The sequence below is a fragment of the Scandinavium sp. UTDF21-P1B genome, from assembly GCF_040750395.1.
In the GTDB taxonomy this organism is placed as follows: Bacteria; Pseudomonadota; Gammaproteobacteria; order Enterobacterales; family Enterobacteriaceae; genus Scandinavium.
The window spans coordinates 333685-350900 of the sequence record NZ_JBFLVD010000011.1; the positions used below are offsets into that span (position 1 = coordinate 333685).

Here is a 17216-nt window from a genome sequence, read left to right on the forward strand (position 1 = left end):
TTTTTGGTCAGTAAAGAGGAATGGCTATGTACTACGGATTTGACATCGGCGGCAGCAAAATCGCCCTTGGGGTGTTTGACGGACAGCGTCGGCTTCAGTGGGAAAAACGCACGGCCACGCCGCGCGACAGCTATGAATCCTTCCTGAAAGCCGTGTGCGATCTGGTGGCGGAAGCCGACGAGCGCTTTGGCGTCAAAGGCAGCGTCGGCATTGGTATTCCGGGCATGCCGGAAACCGCCGACGGTACGCTCTACGCTGCCAACGTACCTGCCGCCAGCGGTAAACCGTTGCGCAAAGACCTTTCCACGCGCCTTGAACGTGACGTGCGCCTCGACAACGACGCCAACTGTTTTGCCCTCTCTGAAGCCTGGGATGATGAATTCACGCAGTACCCGTTGGTGATGGGGCTCATCCTCGGCACCGGCGTGGGCGGTGGCGTGGTGCTTAACGGTAAATCGATAACCGGTCACAGCTATATCACCGGAGAGTTTGGCCATATTCGTTTGCCCGTTGACGCTCTTGACGTGGTTGGGCGCGATTTCCCGCTCACGCGCTGCGGCTGCGGCCAGCTGGGCTGCATCGAAAATTACCTCTCCGGACGCGGCTTTGCGTGGCTGTATGAGCATTATTATCAGCAGCCTCTGAGTTCGCCGGAGATCGTCGCGCTCTGGGAGCAGGGCGATGCCAAAGCCCGCGAGCACGTGGAGCGCTACCTGGATTTGCTTGCGGTGTGCCTCGGAAATATTATGACCATTGTCGATCCGGATTTGCTGGTGATCGGCGGTGGATTGTCTAACTTTAGTGCGATAACAGACGGAGTGGCGGCACGCCTGCCGCGTCATCTGTTGCCGGTGGCTCGCGTGCCACGCATTGAGCGTGCGCGTCACGGCGATGCCGGAGGAATGCGCGGTGCCGCATTCCTGCATCTTACGGATTAATACAGGGGTTACTATGCAGTCGCGTCGCTTTCATCGACTTAGTCGTTTTCGCCTCAGCAAACGCCGGCTGCATGACAGGCTGCGTCAGCGAGTATTCTTCAGAGACCGGGCTACGCCGGAGGAGATGGACAAACCGAGAGTGGTGGTGCTGACGGGCGCAGGGATCTCGGCGGAATCCGGGATCCGCACCTTCCGTGCCACTGACGGCTTATGGGAAGAACATCGCGTAGAGGATGTGGCAACGCCTGAAGGTTTTGCCCGCGACCCGGCGCTGGTGCAGGCATTTTATAACGACCGTCGTCGACAGCTCCAGCAGCCTGACATTCAGCCGAATGCAGCCCATCTGGCGCTGGCAAAGCTGGAAGAAGCGCTGGGCGACAGATTTCTGCTGGTCACGCAAAACATCGACAACCTGCATGAACGTGCGGGCAACACGCGCGTGCTGCACATGCACGGCGAGCTGTTAAAAGTGCGCTGCCCCTGGAGCGGTCAGGTGCTGGAGTGGACGGGTGACGTCACCGTTGATGATAAGTGCCACTGCTGCCAGTTCCCGCAGCCGCTGCGCCCGCACGTGGTGTGGTTCGGAGAGATGCCGCTCGGCATGGATGATATCTATGAAGCGCTGGCGATGGCCGATGTTTTCATTGCTATCGGCACGTCCGGCCATGTTTATCCGGCGGCGGGGTTTGTCCATGAGGCCAAATTGCAGGGTGCACACACCGTTGAGCTTAACCTCGAACCGAGCCAGGTTGGCAGCGAGTTTGAGGAAAAGCGCTACGGGCTGGCAAGCTCGGTGGTGCCTGAGTTTGTCGAGAAGTTGCTGAAAGGGCTTTGAAAAAATTGCCCGGTGCGCTGTCGCTTACCAGGCCTACGGGTTCGTTGCAGGTTGATGTTTTGTAGGCCGGATAAGCGCAGCGCATCCGGCACACAATAGCTGACTTAACGTCCCGCTTTCAGCTTCTGGTAATAGTCTTCGTAAAGACGGCTGGCATCGCCGACGTCGTTTTGCCATTCGCCGTGTTTAATGGTGTCCGCGTCCGGATAGAGCGATTTGTCGTTGGCGACTTTCGGATCCAGCAGCTTACGTGCGGCGAGGTTTGGCGTCGGATAACCGATAGTTTCGGCAACCTCTTTTGCCACGTCCGGACGCAGCAGGAAGTTAATCAGCTTCAGCGCACCGTCGACGTTTTTGGCGTTTGCCGGAATAGCGAGGCTGTCCATCCAGAAAATGCCGCCTTCTTTTGGCCATACCACTTCCAGCGGCGTACCCGCCTGACGGGCAACGTACGCTGAGCCGTTCCATACCATCCCCAGATTCACTTCGCCTTCCATGTACGGGTTTGCCGGGTTATCAGAGTTAAACGCCGCGACGTTTGGCATCAGTTTTTGCAGCTCTTTGTACGCCGCTTCAATCTCTTTCGGGTCGGTGGTGTTGCCGGAAAGACCAAGCTTGCGCAGTGCAATCTGGAAAACCTCGCGCGCGTCGTCGGTCAGCAGCAGGCTGCCTTTGTATTCCGGCTTCCACAGGTCGGCCCAGCTGGTAACCGTTTTCGGGTCGATGCTGTCGCTGTTGACGCCAATCGCCGTCGCGCCCCAGATGTAAGGAATGGAGTAGTCGTTATTCGGGTCAAACGGCTTGTTGAGCATCTCCGGGTCGAGGTTGCTGAAGTTATTCAGCTTCGACTTATCTATCTTCTGGATCATTCCTTCTTTGCGCATTTTGTCGACGAAATAGGTCGATGGCACCACCAGATCGTACGCGCCGTCCTTGTAGGTTTTCAGCTTGGCGTACATGGTTTCATTCGATTCATAGGTCGAATAGATAACCTTGATGCCGGTCTCTTTGGTGAACTGTTCCAGCAGGCCCGGCGGCACGTATTCGGTCCAGTTGTAGAAATAGAGCGTTTTGCTGTCATCGGCGTGCGCGGCACCCATTCCAAGCACCAGCGCCGCGGCGGCAAGCATTTTTTTCATTTCGATGTCCCCTGAGATTTCGTTTTATCACGAGCAACAACCTGGCTGGCAACCACCATAACCAGAGAAAGCACTAACAGAATGGTCGCCAGCGCGTTCACCTCCGGTGAGACGCCCACTTTGACCATTGAGTAAATCTTGAGCGGCAAAATTTCATATCCCGGGCCGGTGACGAACGAGGAAACCACCACGTCATCCATCGACAGGGTAAAGCTGAGCAGCCAGCCCGCGGCTACAGCAGGCATCGCCAGCGGCAGAATAATTTTACGCAAAATGGTGATTTCGCTGGCGCCCAGATCTTTTGCCGCTTCCAGCATTCTCACGTCAAACCCTTTGAGGCGGGAATAGACGGTGACCACCACAAACGGCAGACAGAAGGTGATATGCGAGAACAGCAGCGACCAGAATCCGAGCTGAATACCTATCAGCATAAACAGCACCAGCAGGGAAATCGCCATCACGATGTCCGGAGACATCATCACCACAAACAGCATCCCGCTGACAAACGGCTTACCGCGGAAACGGTAGCGATAGAGCGCCACCGCCGTCAGTGAGCCAATCAGCGTGGCGAAGGTGGCGGAAAAGACCGCCATCGTCAGCGAGTGCTGTGCCGCCTGCAGCAGGCTGTCGTTGTTCATCAGCAGGCTGTACCATTTGGTGGTAAAGCCCTGCCAGCTGATGCCAAAGCGCGAACTGTTAAAGGAATTCACGATCAGAATGATGATCGGAATATAGAGGTAAGCATAGATGGCGGTCATAAAGCCGCCGCGCAGCAGTCGACCGATCATTCGAGTTCCACCTTCCTGTTCAGCAGGCGCGCCGCGCGCCAGTAAACCAGCAGCATCAGGCCCATTACCAGCGTCAGCGTGATGCTGGTGGCCGCGCCAAACGGCCAGTCGCGAATGTTCAGGAACTGGCTCTTAATGACGTTACCGATGAGCAGGTTCTTCGCGCCGCCCATCAGATCAGAGACGTAGAACAGCCCCATTGCCGGCAGCATCACCAGCAGGCAGCCGGCGATAATCCCCGGCATGGTCAGCGGCAGAATAATGCGGAGAAACGTCTGGAATTTGTTGGCCCCCAGATCTTTGGCGGCTTCCAGCAGCGGCTTATCGAGTTTCTCTATGCTGGAGTAGAGCGGCATCACCATGAACGGCAGCAGGATGTAGACGAGACCAATAATCACCGCCGAAGGGGTAAACATAATGCGAATCGGCGTGTCGATGAGCCCAGCCCACAGCAGGAATTCATTGAGATAGCCTTTGGTGCTGAGGAAAATTTTCAGGCCATAGATGCGGATCAGCGAGTTGGTCCAGAACGGTACGATCAGCAGAAACAGCAGCAGCGGGCGCACGCTTTGCGGCAGCCGGGCGAGAAACCAGGCGAACGGATAGCCGAGGATCAGACACGCCAGGGTGGCGAGAAACGCCATGTTCAGCGAGTGCAGCAGAACGTCAAAATAGAGCGGGTCGAGCAGACGGGTGTAGTTGTCCAGCGTAAAGACCATTTTGACGAAGCTGGCGTCATCGCGGGTCAGGAAGCTGGTGGCGATAATCATCAGGTTGGGCAGGAACACAAAAACAACCAGCCACCCGACAATGGTGGCGATCGCCACCTTCTGGAATTTACTGGTGTTCTTCATCGGCCAGCACCACCTCCCAGCTTTCGACCCAGTTTATGGCCATTTTTTGATCCAGAGAGTGGTCGAAGTCCGGGTCATCTTCGTTGAAGAACTCGCTGACCATCACCATTTTGCCGTTTTCCAGCTCGACGACGGATTCCAGGGTCATGCCTTTGTAGTTGCGTTCGCGGACGTAGCCAATCAGCCCTTCCACGTGGTTATCGTCGTTGATTTCGTCGACGCGCAAATCTTCCGGGCGCAGCAGGACGTGCAGCTTCTGGCCTTTCTCAACCGCAAAGTTGACGTAGATATTGCACTCGCGACCTTCGACGCTGGCGCGAACGCGTTGCTCATCCAGACGCTCGATGACGGTGGCGTTGAACATATTGATTTCGCCAATGAATCCGGCGACGAACAGGTTCTTCGGCTCTTCGTAAATTTCACGCGGCGTGCCGTCCTGCTCGATTTTACCGTCACGCATCACCACGATGCGATCCGACATGGTCAGCGCTTCTTCCTGATCGTGGGTGACGAACACAAAGGTGATGCCGAGCTTGCGCTGCAGGGCCTTCAGCTCGTTCTGCATCTGCTTACGCAGCTTGTAATCGAGGGCCGAGAGCGATTCGTCCAGCAGCAGTAAACGAGGTTTGTTCACCACCGCCCTGGCAATTGCCACACGCTGCTGCTGGCCGCCGGAAAGCTGATTCGGCTTACGCTGGGCAAACGCTTCGAGCTGTACCATGCGCAGGGCTTCCGTCACGCGGGCGGTGATTTGGTCGGTGGGCGTTTTTTGCATTCTCAGGCCAAACGCGACGTTTTCAAACACCGTCATATGCGGGAAAAGGGCGTAGCTCTGGAACACGGTATTAACGTGGCGGTTTTCCGCAGGGACGTCGGTGATATCGACATCTTCAAGATGAATACGACCTTTATCGACGCTTTCTAGTCCGGCAATCAGGCGTAATACGGTGGTTTTGCCGCAGCCAGAGGGGCCAAGCAGTGTCAGGAACTCACCGTTATTAATGGTGAGATTGAGATTGGAAATGACTGTTTTACCTTCAAAGCCTTTGCAAATCCCCGCCAGTTCGACCAGCGGCGAAAGCGAACGCGATTGTGTATTCAATTTTTTACGCTGTCCCATGTAAACGTAGCGAAAAGCGGTCGCTACGGGGTGTGTGGTTAACCACCTTAGAGGTTTGGCACATAATTAAGGGCTGGCATTCTACGGCAATCCTCTGAAATCGCCAATCATTCTGCGCCCTTGTGGGCTACCTTTAAACCATTCGCGTACGTGACTGAAAAAAAATCGTAATTGCCGGGCCAAAAGTGACCTGACGCAATATCCGGCCCCCGGCGCTTACTGATAATGTGGTCACAAAAAATGAGGGCGACGACATGGATAAATTACTTGAGCGGTTTTTGCAGTATGTTTCTCTGGACACCCAGTCGAAGCCTGGCGTGCGTCAGGTGCCCAGCACCGAAGGGCAATGGAAATTATTACGTCTGCTTCAGACGCAGCTTGAAGAAATGGGGCTGGTCAACGTCACCCTGAGCGAGAAGGGTACGGTGATGGCAACGCTGCCCGCCAACGTGCCCGGCGATATTCCGGCCATCGGATTCATCTCTCACGTGGATACTTCTCCCGATTTTAGCGGCAAAAACGTGAATCCGCAGATCGTGGAGAACTATCGCGGTGGCGATATTGCGCTGGGCATAGGCGATGAAGTGCTCTCGCCGGTGATGTTTCCTGTGCTGCATCAGCTGCTGGGGCAAACGCTGATCACCACCGACGGTAAAACGCTGCTCGGTGCCGATGACAAAGCGGGCGTGGCGGAAATCATGACCGCGCTGTCCGTCATGAAAGCCAACAACGTGCCGCACGGCGACATTCGCGTGGCCTTTACGCCAGACGAAGAAGTCGGCAAAGGTGCCAAACATTTTGACGTGGCGGCATTTGATGCCCGCTGGGCGTACACCGTCGACGGCGGCGGCGTGGGTGAACTGGAGTATGAGAACTTCAACGCCGCGTCCGTGACTATCAAAATCGTGGGGAACAACGTGCATCCGGGCACCGCCAAAGGCGTGATGGTCAATGCGCTGTCGCTTGCTTCGCGCATTCATGCTGAAGTGCCTGCCGAAGAGAGCCCGGAACAAACCGAAGGCTACGAAGGCTTCTACCATCTCACCAGCATCAAGGGCAGCGTAGATTCCGCGCAGATGCATTACATCATCCGCGACTTTGACCGCAAGCAGTTTGAGGCCCGCAAGCGCAAGATGATGGAGATCGCCAGGAAGGTCGGCAAAGGGCTGCATCCGGATTGCTACATCGAACTCATCATCGAAGACAGCTACTACAATATGCACGAGAAGGTGATGGAGCACCCACACATCATTGAGATCGCACAGCAGGCGATGCGCGACTGCGATATCGAACCCGATATGAAGCCGATTCGTGGCGGCACCGACGGCTCGCAGCTTTCGTTTATGGGGCTGCCGTGCCCGAACATTTTCACCGGCGGCTACAACTACCACGGCAAGCATGAATTTGTGACGCTGGAGGGAATGGAGAGGGCGGTCAAAGTGATTGTGCGGATTGCGGAGCTGACCGCGAAAGCGAAGTAAACGCAGAAGTGCCGGGTGGCGGCGCTTGCCTTACCCGGCCTACAATAACAGCGTCGTTTCATCGTCCGTAGGCCCGGTAAGCGTCAGCGCCACCGGGCAGCAATTAAAATCAGTCCTCAAAGAACCAGTAGCCGCTGTTGACCAGCGCAGAAAGCATGGCGAGGAACGAAGGGTCTTCCAGCGCGTCGCCAAACTGTTCAGCGGTCAGCACGATATGGCTTGCCAGTGCTTCCAGCGCCGGGCGGTGCGGCGAATCAATTTTCTCTCCGTTGACAAACACTTCACCGTCGATGCGCAGTACACGCAGGCCACCGAGGCGGACGAGCTTGTCACCCTGCTGTAGCGCATCGTAGATCTCATCGGCCTGATACGGCGGCTCCGGCGGGGAGACGTCCAGCTCGTGACGGGTCTGACTGATAAATTCACCAAACCACTGTTTGAAATGCTCCGGTTGGTTGATCATGCCGAGCATCATGTCGCGCAGCTTATCGATTTCCTGCGGCAGAATATCTGCCGGATGCTCGCGTGCGGGCACGTCCGGATCGGTAAAACGGTGCGTGCCAAGCTCTCGCTGGAGCACGTAGTCAGCAAAGCCGCTGATAAGCTCTTTCCCGCTTGGCGCACGGAAGCCGACGGAATAGTTCAGCGAGTTTTCCAGGGAATAACCTTCGTGCGGGAAGCCTGGTGGAATATAGAGGATATCACCCGGTTCCATCTCTTCGTCGATGATGGCGTCGAACGGATCGACCTGCAGCAGATCCGGATGCGGGCAGTGCTGCTTCATTGGCACTTTTTCACCCACGCGCCAGCGACGGCGGCCGGTGCCCTGAATGATAAATACGTCGTACTGATCGAGATGTGGGCCCACGCCGCCGCCGGGAACGGAGAACGAAATCATCAGGTCATCGATGCGCCAGTCGGGCAGGGCGCGGAACGGAAGCATCAGCGCTGCCGTTGGCTCGTGCCAATGATTCACCGCCTGCACCAGCAGCGACCAGTTGTTTTCACTGAGGTGATCGTAACTTTCAAACGGCCCGTGGCTGACCTGCCATTTACCTTCGTTGTGGCTGACGAGGCGGCTGTCCACTTCGTCTTCCATGGCTAGGCCCGCCAGTTCGTCCGGTGAAATGGGATCGACAAAGTTCGTGAAGCCGCGCTTCAGCACCACCGGGCGTTTTTGCCAGTAGCGTTCGATAAAGTCGGACCAGTTAAGCGATAAGTTATATTCCATGATGTTTTATTCCACAGGCAGGTTTCTGTTTGGGAGTATAACGGAAGCCGTTGCCCGACGATGCAGGCTATGGCAAATAAATGACTTATCCTTCTTTGCTTTCCGGATGCTGGTGGCCAAACACTACGTCCATTTTTGCGCCGCCGAGCGGGCTGTCTTCGGCGATGATTTTGCCGTCGTACTGCTCGACGATCTCTCTTGCGACCGACAATCCCACGCCCTGGCCCGGGCGCAGCGTGTCGGCGCGCTGGCCGCGGTCAAATACCAAATCGCGTTTGCTCTGTGGAATGCCGGGGCCGTCGTCTTCCACGAAAATGTGCAGATGGTCGTCGGTCTGGCGAGCGGACACTTCAACAAACTCCAGACAGTACTTGCAGGCGTTATCCAGCACGTTGCCGAGCACTTCCATAAAGTCGTTTTGCTCGCCGACAAAGGTGATTTCTGGCGAGATATCGAGCGCGATGTTAACGCCTTTGCGCTGATAAACCTTGTTCAGCGCTGAGGTCAGATTATCCAGCAGCGGCGCGACCGCATGCAGTTCGCGACTCAGCAGGATATTGCCGCTGCGCATGCTGGCGCGGTGCAGGTAATAGCCAATCTGCTGCGAGATACGGCTGATCTGTTCAAGCATCACCGGTTCGGCGTCTTCAACGCTGAGCTTGTTGCCGCGCAGCGATCGCAGGGTACTTTGCAGCACGGCCAGCGGTGTTTTCAGGCTGTGGGTGAGATCAGTGAGCGTTGTGCGGTATTTGTCGTAACGCTCGCGCTCACTCTTCAGCAGGCGGTTAAGGTTCTGCACCAGGCTGGTTAATTCGCGAGTGGTTTCCGGGTTAAGCGTATCACGATGGTGTTCTTCAAGCTCACGCACCTCTTTCGCCAGCGACTCAATGGGCCGAAGGCTCCACCAGGCCGCGACCCACAGCAGCGGAATGACCAGCAGCAGGTTGGCGGCTAACACGTAGATAAACCAGCTCCAGACCATGTAGGAGCGCTTGAGCTCGATTGGAATAGTATCGACCACCACGATGGTCATCTGCGGCAGACGGGCGGTCGCCGGGTAGATATTGACGGCTACCGAGTGCGTCATCTCCGAATCATCCTGCTGCTCGCGCAGCTCCTTCAGCTGGCGCATCACTTCATGATCGTTATGCTGCAGCATGCTCGAGGAATCCACGTCCGCCTCTATTTCATGGAAACCGTTGGTCTTCAGCCAGTCCGGGTTGATACGGCTGATGAGCCACGGGACTTCCCGCTGCATCCAAAGCAGCTTGCCGTTCTTGTCGTAGATAAGCGCCATGGTCGGGCTTTGCAGATTCAGGTTTTCCGGGATCTCCACGCTGACTTTATTATTTTCGTAGCGTGCAAGGGTATAGAACAGGTTGCTCTCCCCACGCAGCAGGCGGAAGGTGGTCTTATCGAAGCTCACGCTGTAGCCGACCAGGGCGACCATCCCATAGGCCAGTGACAGCACCAGCACCACCGCGGCCGTTGCCAGCAGGAAGCGGACGCGCAGGGAGAGCGGCAGAATATGCCGGAGCATGTTTTTCATCCGCGCAGTTCGAACAGGTAGCCCTGGCCTCGTACGGTGGTGATCACATCCTGCGGGTACTGGGCCTGAATTTTCTTGCGCAGGCGACCCATGAGGACATCGATGGTGTGGCTCTCGCGCAGTTCGGCATCAGGGTAGAGCTGCAGCATCAACGAATCTTTGCTGACGACCTTGCCGTTGTTGCGGATAAGCGTCTCCATGATGGTGTACTCAAACGCGGTCAGCTTGATGACTTCGTCATTCACCGACAGTTCACGGCGAGACAAATCGACCTGGAAGGGCGGCAGGGAGATCACCTGAGAGGCCAGACCGCTGTTCCGGCGCAGAAGAGCCTGCATTCGCGCGGCGACTTCTTCAATATGGAACGGTTTGGTGACGTAGTCATCGGCTCCGGCGCTCAGCACTTCAACCTTGTCCTGCCAGCCTTCGCGGGCGGTCAGCACCAAAACAGGCACCGAAATGTCGTTGCTGCGCCAGCGGCGGATCATCGACAGGCCGTCTTCGTCAGGCAGGCCTAAATCGACAATGGCGATGTCCGGAACGTGTTCACCCAGATAGTAATCAGCTTCTTTTGCATCCTCGGCGGCATCCACCTGATGGCCAAGCTCCTGTAGCTGAACTTTTAAATGGTGACGCAGGAGGGCGTTATCTTCCACAACGAGTACGCGCATGGGTTATCCCTTTTTCATTTTCGATTTGAAGAGTTTAACGCTGATTATGCGGTTGTGGGGATAAACATTGTATAAACCGGGGAAGGGGCCTCTCTTCCCGGGTGAGAAGAGAGGCGGGACTCTTTACTTCAGCTCGTCAACCAGGGTGATGGCGCGACCAATATAGTTGGCAGGTGTCATCTCTTTCAGGCGTGCTTTCTCGTGCTCCGGCAGCGCCAGACCATCGATAAACTGCTTCATGCCTTCAGCATCAACGCGCTTGCCTCGGGTCAGCTCTTTCAGCTTCTCGTACGGCTTCTCGATACCGTAACGGCGCATCACGGTCTGAATCGGCTCTGCCAGCACTTCCCAGTTGTTGTCCAGCTCTTCCAGCAGGCGATCGCGATTTACTTCCAGCTTGCTCACACCTTTCAGAGTGGACTGATAAGCGATCAGCGCATAGCCGATGCCCACGCCAAGGTTACGCAGTACGGTGGAGTCGGTCAGGTCACGCTGCCAGCGGGACACCGGCAGTTTGCTTGCCAGGTGCTGGAGTACGGCATTGGACAGACCCAGGTTGCCTTCGGAGTTTTCGAAGTCGATCGGATTCACCTTATGCGGCATGGTGGAAGAGCCGATTTCCCCGGCGATGGTTTTCTGCTTGAAGTGGTTCAGCGCCACGTAGCCCCAGACGTCACGGTCGAAGTCGATGAGGATAGTGTTGAAGCGCGCCACGCAGTCGAACAGTTCGGCGATATAGTCGTGCGGCTCAATCTGGGTGGTGTACGGGTTCCACTGGATGCCAAGCGAGGTCACGAACTCTTCGCTGAACTGGTGCCAGTCCACTTCCGGGTACGCGGCGATGTGGGCGTTATAGTTGCCAACTGCGCCGTTAATTTTGCCGAGGATCTCAATCTGGTTGAGCTGGCGATACTGACGCTCCATGCGGTACGCAACGTTAGCCATCTCTTTGCCCATCGTGGATGGCGTGGCGGGCTGGCCGTGGGTACGGGAGAGCAGCGGGATATCGCGGTACTGCACCGCCAGATCCTTTACCGCGTCAATGAGCTTGCGCCAGTAAGGCAGCACCACTTCGTCGCGGGCGGTTTTGAGCATCAGAGCGTGAGACAGGTTGTTGATGTCCTCGGAGGTGCAGGCGAAGTGAATAAATTCAGACACTGCGTGCAGGGCAGGGATATCCGCCACTTTCTCTTTCAGGAAATACTCGACCGCCTTCACGTCGTGGTTGGTGGTGCGCTCGATGGTTTTGATGCGAGCGGCGTCTTCTTCGTTAAAATCCGCAATGATTTTATCGAGGAAACCGTTTGCGTCGGCAGCAAAAGCTGGAACTTCCTTGACAGCTGCGTGCGCGGCCAGTTTTTGCAGCCAGCGAACTTCAACCTGCACACGGAATTTCAGCAGACCGTATTCGCTGAAAATGCCGCGCAGCGCGCTGACTTTATCGCCGTAGCGTCCATCGACAGGGGAAACGGCGGTCAGTGAGGATAATTCCATAGATCACAACTCCGGAGTTATATGAGCAAGAATTTGTTTGGCCTGAGTGGTCAGGCGATTACGGGAAAACATCAGCTGCAGACGACCGCCGCCGACCTGGTGCCAGAGCACTGCGGCGCGTATCCCTGCGAGCAAACCGGCTCGCACTTTGGCCTGCACCTGCGCGCTTTGCAGCACGGCAGGAGAACCGGTGACCTGAATGCGAGGGCCGAGCGGGCTAATGACATCGACATAAATCGCGGCCATGGCGCTCAGCAGCGTTTCAGACTGCAAATCAAAATGGTCAAGCTGGCGCTGGAGCCCGGCGATGCGCTCACCCAGGGTGTCCATCGCGCCCTTCGCGGCAAAGAGTTTTCGTTCCAGCACCATCAGGCTTAAGGTGTAGCGCGTCAGTTCGGCGTTCAGCCCCTGACGGCTGCTGGCATTCAGCACGCCGAGCAGCGTTTCCAGGCCGAGGCGAAGATTGGCTTCGCTGCCACCGAAGACGCCGAGCGTGGAGTCCGGGTTCAGATCGATAACGCTGTTCAGCGCCACGTGCAGGGCATCGCTGTCGCAATGGCCCTGATGCGCCAGCTGCTGAACCAGACGGGCGGACTGGCAGATCCCTGCCAGAGCCAGCGTAATGTCGTAATAGTTCTTCGCCACGAAAACTCCTTTCTCTGTGCTGTCTGAGTCTTAAACCGGCAGCGGCAGGCGCTGCTCGATAATGCCGCCGCCGAGGCACACTTCACCGCTGTAGAAAACAGCGGACTGGCCAGGCGTAACGGCTGCAACGGGCTCGTCGAAGCGAACCTCAATTCGGTCATCATCAAGTCGGGTGACGGTGCACGGTATATCCGTCTGGCGATAGCGGGTTTTCACCGTGCAGCGCAGAGTGCCGCTGAACGGCTCGCGATCGACCCAGTGCAGCTGTTGGGCAATCAGACCGACGGACATCAGGCGCGGATGATCGTGACCCTGAGCCACCACCAGAACGTTGTTTTCCACGTCTTTGTCTACGGTGTACCACGGCTCTTCACTGCCGTCTTTGGTGCCGCCGATGCCTAAGCCTTTACGCTGGCCGAGGGTGTGGTACATCAGCCCCTGGTGCTCGCCAATCACATTGCCGTCGACGGTGACGATTTTGCCCGGCTGGGCAGGCAGGTAGCGGCCCAGGAATTCGCGAAATTTACGCTCGCCGATAAAGCAAATGCCGGTGGAGTCTTTTTTCTTCGCGGTGATGAGATCGAGCTCTTCAGCAATACGGCGTACTTCCGGCTTGGACAGTTCGCCGACCGGGAACAGGCTTTGCGCAATCTGTTCATGGCCGAGCGTATAGAGGAAGTAGCTTTGGTCTTTATTGCTGTCGAGGCCGCGCAGCAGCTGACTTTTGCCGTTCACATCGGCGCGGCGTACGTAGTGCCCGGTGGCGATGTAGTCGGCACCTAAGTCTTCAGCGGCAAACTCGAGGAAGGCTTTAAATTTGATCTCTTTGTTGCACAGAATATCCGGGTTCGGCGTGCGGCCCGCTTTGTACTCTTCAAGAAAGAGCTCAAAAACGTTGTCCCAGTATTCCGCGGCAAAGTTAACGGTGTGCAGCTCAATGCCGAGCTTGTCGCACACGGCCTGGGCATCGGCCAGGTCTGCGGCGGCAGTACAATATTCCTCGCCGTCGTCCTCTTCCCAGTTCTTCATGAACAGGCCTTCCACCTTATAACCCTGCTGTTGCAGCAGGTAAGCGGAAACGGAGGAATCGACACCGCCGGACATCCCGACGATCACTTTTTTTGGGCTTTCTGACATTGGAATACTCACGACATTGAACTTCAAGGCGGCATAGTCTATCACGCAGCCCCAGTGGGATCACCCTTTGTGAAGGGCCAGTTAAATTCACCGATCAGCTCAAGCGGCAGACGCTGTCCGCTTTGCCAGCTGCGGATGCTTTCGGCCACCAGCGGCGAGCGCAGATTAGTGGCGTTAAGGATGTCATCGGCGCTAACCCACTGGCAGCGGTCAATGTCGCTGTCATGCGGTTCTGTGGCGCACGTATCGTTAAGCTCGACGGCGAAAAGAAAGCGTAAGAATGGCGTTCTGTCTGGCGCTATCCACTGATGCATACGGATGAAATGCTGGGGCGTGGCGCGAATGCCTGTCTCTTCCCACAGTTCGCGCTCGGCGGCCTGAACAAGCGTTTCGTCGGCCTCAAGGTGTCCGGCGGGCTGGTTCCAGGTCGTTTTGCCGTTCACTTTTTCTTCTACTACCAGAAACTGACCTTTGGCGTGGACCACGCAGGCGACGGTAACGTGCGGTTTAAACATTAAGCCATCCTTCTGTTCAGGCATCCCGCCACTGACCGTTGGCAAGATCATCGAGAGTGTAAGCGCCCATGGCGTAGCGAATCAGGCGCAGGGTAGGGAAGCCGACGTGAGCGGTCATCCGGCGAACCTGGCGATTTCGGCCTTCATACAGCGTCACTTTCAGCCAACTGGTCGGTATCGATTTACGCTCGCGAATTGGCGGATTGCGTGGCCACAGCCATTCAGGTTCGCTTACCAGTTCGATTCCTGCGGGCAGCGTCGGGCCGTCGTTCAGCGTCACGCCTTTGCGCAAGGCATTCAGTGCTTCTTCATCTGGGGCGCCTTCCACCTGAACGTAATAGATTTTGCCCGTGCGTTTGCCTGGCTGCGTCAGCTGAGCCTGAAGAGCGCCGTCGTTGGTGAGCACCAGCAGGCCCTCGCTGTCGCGATCGAGACGACCCGCGGCGTAGACGCCCTGTACGTCGATATAATCCTTCAGCGTGCTGCGCCCGGCCTCGTCCGTAAACTGTGGCAATACATCGTAGGGTTTATTGAACAATATCACCCTTTTTGGGCGGGTTTCTTTACGTTGTCGGGTGGCTTGTTGTGAGCTGAATCGCTTAAGGCGGTGATTTGTATAAGAAGTTTTGTTCATGGTGTTTTCAGGCCGGGTCAATTGCCGCATTATAGCCTAATTACGAAGACCTTTCATGGAACCCAACAATCAGGTAGTATCAACCAGCTCATTACAAATCATTAACAAAAAATATTGCTCACACTCTTCGCGCTGCCAGGGCAACGCGACCCAGGACGCGAAAGGCACGAGCAGTCACCAGAAGCGCTCGAAGGAGAAGTTGATGGAAAGCAAAGTAGTTGTTCCGGCGGAAGGCCAAAAGATCACCCTGCAAAACGGCAAACTCAACGTACCCCACAACCCGATTATCCCGTTCATTGAAGGGGACGGTATCGGTGTCGACGTCACTCCGCCAATGATCAAAGTGGTGAACGCCGCGGTAGAGAAAGCCTATAAGGGCGAGCGTAAAATTTCCTGGATGGAAATTTACACCGGCGAGAAATCCACCCACGTATACGGCCAGGACGTCTGGCTGCCAGCGGAAACGCTGGATCTGATTCGTGAATACCGCGTTGCCATCAAAGGCCCGCTGACGACCCCGGTCGGTGGCGGTATTCGTTCTCTGAACGTTGCCCTGCGTCAGGAGCTGGACCTGTACGTCTGCCTGCGCCCGGTACGTTACTACCAGGGCACTCCAAGCCCGGTGAAGCACCCGGAGCTGACCGACATGGTTATCTTCCGTGAAAACTCCGAAGACATCTATGCGGGCATCGAGTGGAAAGCGGATTCTGCGGACGCAGAAAAGGTTATCAAGTTCCTGCGTGAAGAGATGGGCGTGAAGAAAATTCGCTTCCCTGAGCACTGCGGGATCGGCATCAAGCCATGCTCTGAAGAGGGCACCAAGCGTCTGGTGCGTGCGGCCATCGAGTATGCGATCACCAACGATCGCGACTCCGTGACCATCGTGCACAAAGGCAACATCATGAAGTTCACCGAAGGCGCTTTCAAAGACTGGGGCTACCAGCTGGCGAAAGAAGAGTTCGGCGGTGAGCCGATCGACGGCGGCCCATGGCAGAAAATCAAGAACCCGAAAACCGGCAAAGAGATCATCATCAAAGATGTGATCGCTGATGCGTTCCTCCAGCAGATCCTGCTGCGTCCGGCCGAGTACGACGTTATCGCCTGTATGAACCTGAACGGCGACTACATCTCTGACGCCCTGGCGGCGCAGGTTGGCGGTATCGGTATTGCACCAGGCGCGAACATCGGTGACGAATGTGCACTGTTCGAAGCGACCCATGGCACCGCGCCAAAATACGCAGGCCAGGATAAAGTGAACCCAGGTTCCGTTATCCTTTCCGCGGAAATGATGTTGCGTCATATGGAATGGTTCGAAGCCGCAGACCTGATTGTTAAAGGCATGGAAGGCGCAATCGCAGCCAAGACCGTGACCTATGACTTCGAACGTCTGATGGAAGGCGCTAAGCTGCTGAAATGTTCAGAGTTTGGTGATGCGATTATCGCAAATATGTAATTTGTAACCCTGATTGCACAAAGGCAGGAATCCGACGGTTCCTGCTTTTTTATTCGTGTCAAAAGGGATATCAAAACAGGTTGTTAAATTAGGCTGAAGTTAATTATTGTAAATTAAGTCAACATTCACATCTGCGTTTCGCAGGCTGTATCAGATTCAATAATCCTGAGGCGATACTTACCCCTGGCACATGACATTTATATTATCCTTTATCACGCTCTCCCATTCAGACCTGGTCTACTATTCGGGACTCCAGTGCAGTCTGGTCGTGTAAGAGGGAATTGGGCTTTCTTTTTTTCAGCTCAACAAAGACACTTTCACTTTTTGATAAAACTTCATCCGATGAAGCTCCCTGGGAAGTAAATAAATCATTATTTTTGTTATTGTTTTTTGAGCCCTTTGTGTTTTCAATCATTGATGAAATTTGGCTTAAAAGCTGCATGACTTTTGATTCTGTGACAGAGGAAGAGAATTCCGCACTTTGTAGCATGCTGTCCAGTTTATTGATAAGGTTGAGTATTTTAGGTGGTATTGGCTTAAACTTTGCCGCGGCTTTACTTCTTAAAGCCTGAAGCCGTTTTTTCTTCTCATGGAGATCCTTTACCGGATCTGAATTTTTAGTTTCAGGAAAAATACTTTTCGGAAATATCTTGCCACTATTACCCAGAAATCGAATGGACATCATGTCTCCTTAATTCTCTATAAAACCTGCTTTTTTAAAAGCGGCTAAAA

17 protein-coding genes are annotated in these 17216 nt (G+C 55.5%); 4 read left to right on the plus strand and 13 right to left on the minus strand.

From position 1 onward, the window contains the following. Positions 1-26: 26 nt before the first annotated feature. The gene (gene nagK / locus AB1287_RS08160; RefSeq protein WP_312628265.1) at positions 27-938 is read left to right on the plus strand and encodes an N-acetylglucosamine kinase; all 912 of its coding nucleotides are present in this window, start codon (positions 27-29) and stop codon (positions 936-938) included. Positions 939-951: 13 nt separating this feature from the next. Further along, positions 952-1773 (plus strand): Sir2 family NAD+-dependent deacetylase, encoded by an 822-nt coding sequence (gene cobB, locus AB1287_RS08165; RefSeq protein ID WP_435617458.1) that lies wholly within the window; start codon positions 952-954, stop codon positions 1771-1773. Between the two features lie 104 nt (positions 1774-1877). On the opposite strand, the gene potD is transcribed toward cobB, so the two are convergent. Genes potD through potA form a run of 4 tightly spaced genes read right to left on the minus strand, consistent with a single transcriptional unit; the run spans position 1878 to position 5674 of the window. After that, the gene (potD, locus tag AB1287_RS08170) at positions 1878-2912 is read right to left on the minus strand and encodes a spermidine/putrescine ABC transporter substrate-binding protein PotD (protein WP_435617459.1); all 1035 of its coding nucleotides are present in this window, start codon (positions 2910-2912) and stop codon (positions 1878-1880) included. Then, the gene (potC, locus tag AB1287_RS08175; RefSeq protein WP_312628269.1) at positions 2909-3700 is read right to left on the minus strand and encodes a spermidine/putrescine ABC transporter permease PotC; all 792 of its coding nucleotides are present in this window, start codon (positions 3698-3700) and stop codon (positions 2909-2911) included. Before potC ends, potD begins: the two co-directional genes overlap by 4 nt. Next, positions 3697-4554, minus strand: coding sequence for a spermidine/putrescine ABC transporter permease PotB (gene potB, locus AB1287_RS08180; protein ID WP_312628270.1), 858 nt, complete (start codon positions 4552-4554; stop codon positions 3697-3699). Before potB ends, potC begins: the two co-directional genes overlap by 4 nt. Further along, positions 4538-5674, minus strand: a complete 1137-nt coding sequence (gene potA / locus AB1287_RS08185; RefSeq protein ID WP_435617460.1) for a spermidine/putrescine ABC transporter ATP-binding protein PotA — start codon at positions 5672-5674, stop codon at positions 4538-4540. Before potA ends, potB begins: the two co-directional genes overlap by 17 nt. A 254-nt stretch (positions 5675-5928) precedes the next feature. Between potA and pepT the strand changes: the two genes are divergently transcribed. Then, the gene (gene pepT, locus AB1287_RS08190) at positions 5929-7155 is read left to right on the plus strand and encodes a peptidase T (protein WP_435617461.1); all 1227 of its coding nucleotides are present in this window, start codon (positions 5929-5931) and stop codon (positions 7153-7155) included. A gap of 109 nt (positions 7156-7264) precedes the next feature. Here the strand turns inward: pepT and AB1287_RS08195 are convergent, their stop codons facing one another. From AB1287_RS08195 to rluE, 8 genes are all read right to left on the minus strand, one after another. After that, a complete protein-coding gene (locus AB1287_RS08195) occupies positions 7265-8386 on the minus strand; it encodes a JmjC domain-containing protein (RefSeq protein ID WP_435617462.1) in 1122 nt (373 codons plus the stop codon). A gap of 85 nt (positions 8387-8471) precedes the next feature. Next, a complete protein-coding gene (gene phoQ / locus AB1287_RS08200) occupies positions 8472-9935 on the minus strand; it encodes a two-component system sensor histidine kinase PhoQ (protein WP_435617463.1) in 1464 nt (487 codons plus the stop codon). Further along, on the minus strand, positions 9932-10606 hold the full coding sequence (gene phoP, locus AB1287_RS08205; protein WP_312628275.1) for a two-component system response regulator PhoP: 675 nt from the start codon (positions 10604-10606) through the stop codon (positions 9932-9934). The genes phoQ and phoP overlap by 4 nt, the downstream gene beginning before the upstream one ends. 123 nt (positions 10607-10729) lie before the next feature. Continuing rightward, positions 10730-12100: an adenylosuccinate lyase gene (gene purB, locus AB1287_RS08210; protein WP_435617464.1), complete on the minus strand. Its 1371-nt coding sequence runs from the start codon at positions 12098-12100 to the stop codon at positions 10730-10732. A gap of 3 nt (positions 12101-12103) precedes the next feature. Then, positions 12104-12745, minus strand: coding sequence for a high frequency lysogenization protein HflD (hflD, locus tag AB1287_RS08215; protein WP_312628278.1), 642 nt, complete (start codon positions 12743-12745; stop codon positions 12104-12106). A 30-nt stretch (positions 12746-12775) separates the two neighbouring features. Further along, the gene (gene mnmA / locus AB1287_RS08220; RefSeq protein ID WP_435617465.1) at positions 12776-13882 is read right to left on the minus strand and encodes a tRNA 2-thiouridine(34) synthase MnmA; all 1107 of its coding nucleotides are present in this window, start codon (positions 13880-13882) and stop codon (positions 12776-12778) included. 41 nt (positions 13883-13923) lie between these two features. Beyond that, a complete protein-coding gene (locus AB1287_RS08225; protein ID WP_312628281.1) occupies positions 13924-14397 on the minus strand; it encodes an NUDIX hydrolase in 474 nt (157 codons plus the stop codon). Between the two features lie 16 nt (positions 14398-14413). Beyond that, complete coding sequence (rluE, locus tag AB1287_RS08230) at positions 14414-15061, minus strand: 23S rRNA pseudouridine(2457) synthase RluE (RefSeq protein WP_312628282.1); 648 nt, start codon at positions 15059-15061, stop codon at positions 14414-14416. A gap of 172 nt (positions 15062-15233) precedes the next feature. Between rluE and icd the strand changes: the two genes are divergently transcribed. Then, the gene (gene icd / locus AB1287_RS08235; protein WP_435617466.1) at positions 15234-16484 is read left to right on the plus strand and encodes an NADP-dependent isocitrate dehydrogenase; all 1251 of its coding nucleotides are present in this window, start codon (positions 15234-15236) and stop codon (positions 16482-16484) included. 226 nt (positions 16485-16710) lie between these two features. Here icd and AB1287_RS08240 read toward each other — a convergent pair whose 3' ends face one another. Continuing rightward, a complete protein-coding gene (locus AB1287_RS08240) occupies positions 16711-17169 on the minus strand; it encodes a hypothetical protein (protein ID WP_435617467.1) in 459 nt (152 codons plus the stop codon). Between the last annotated feature and the right edge of the window lie 47 nt (positions 17170-17216).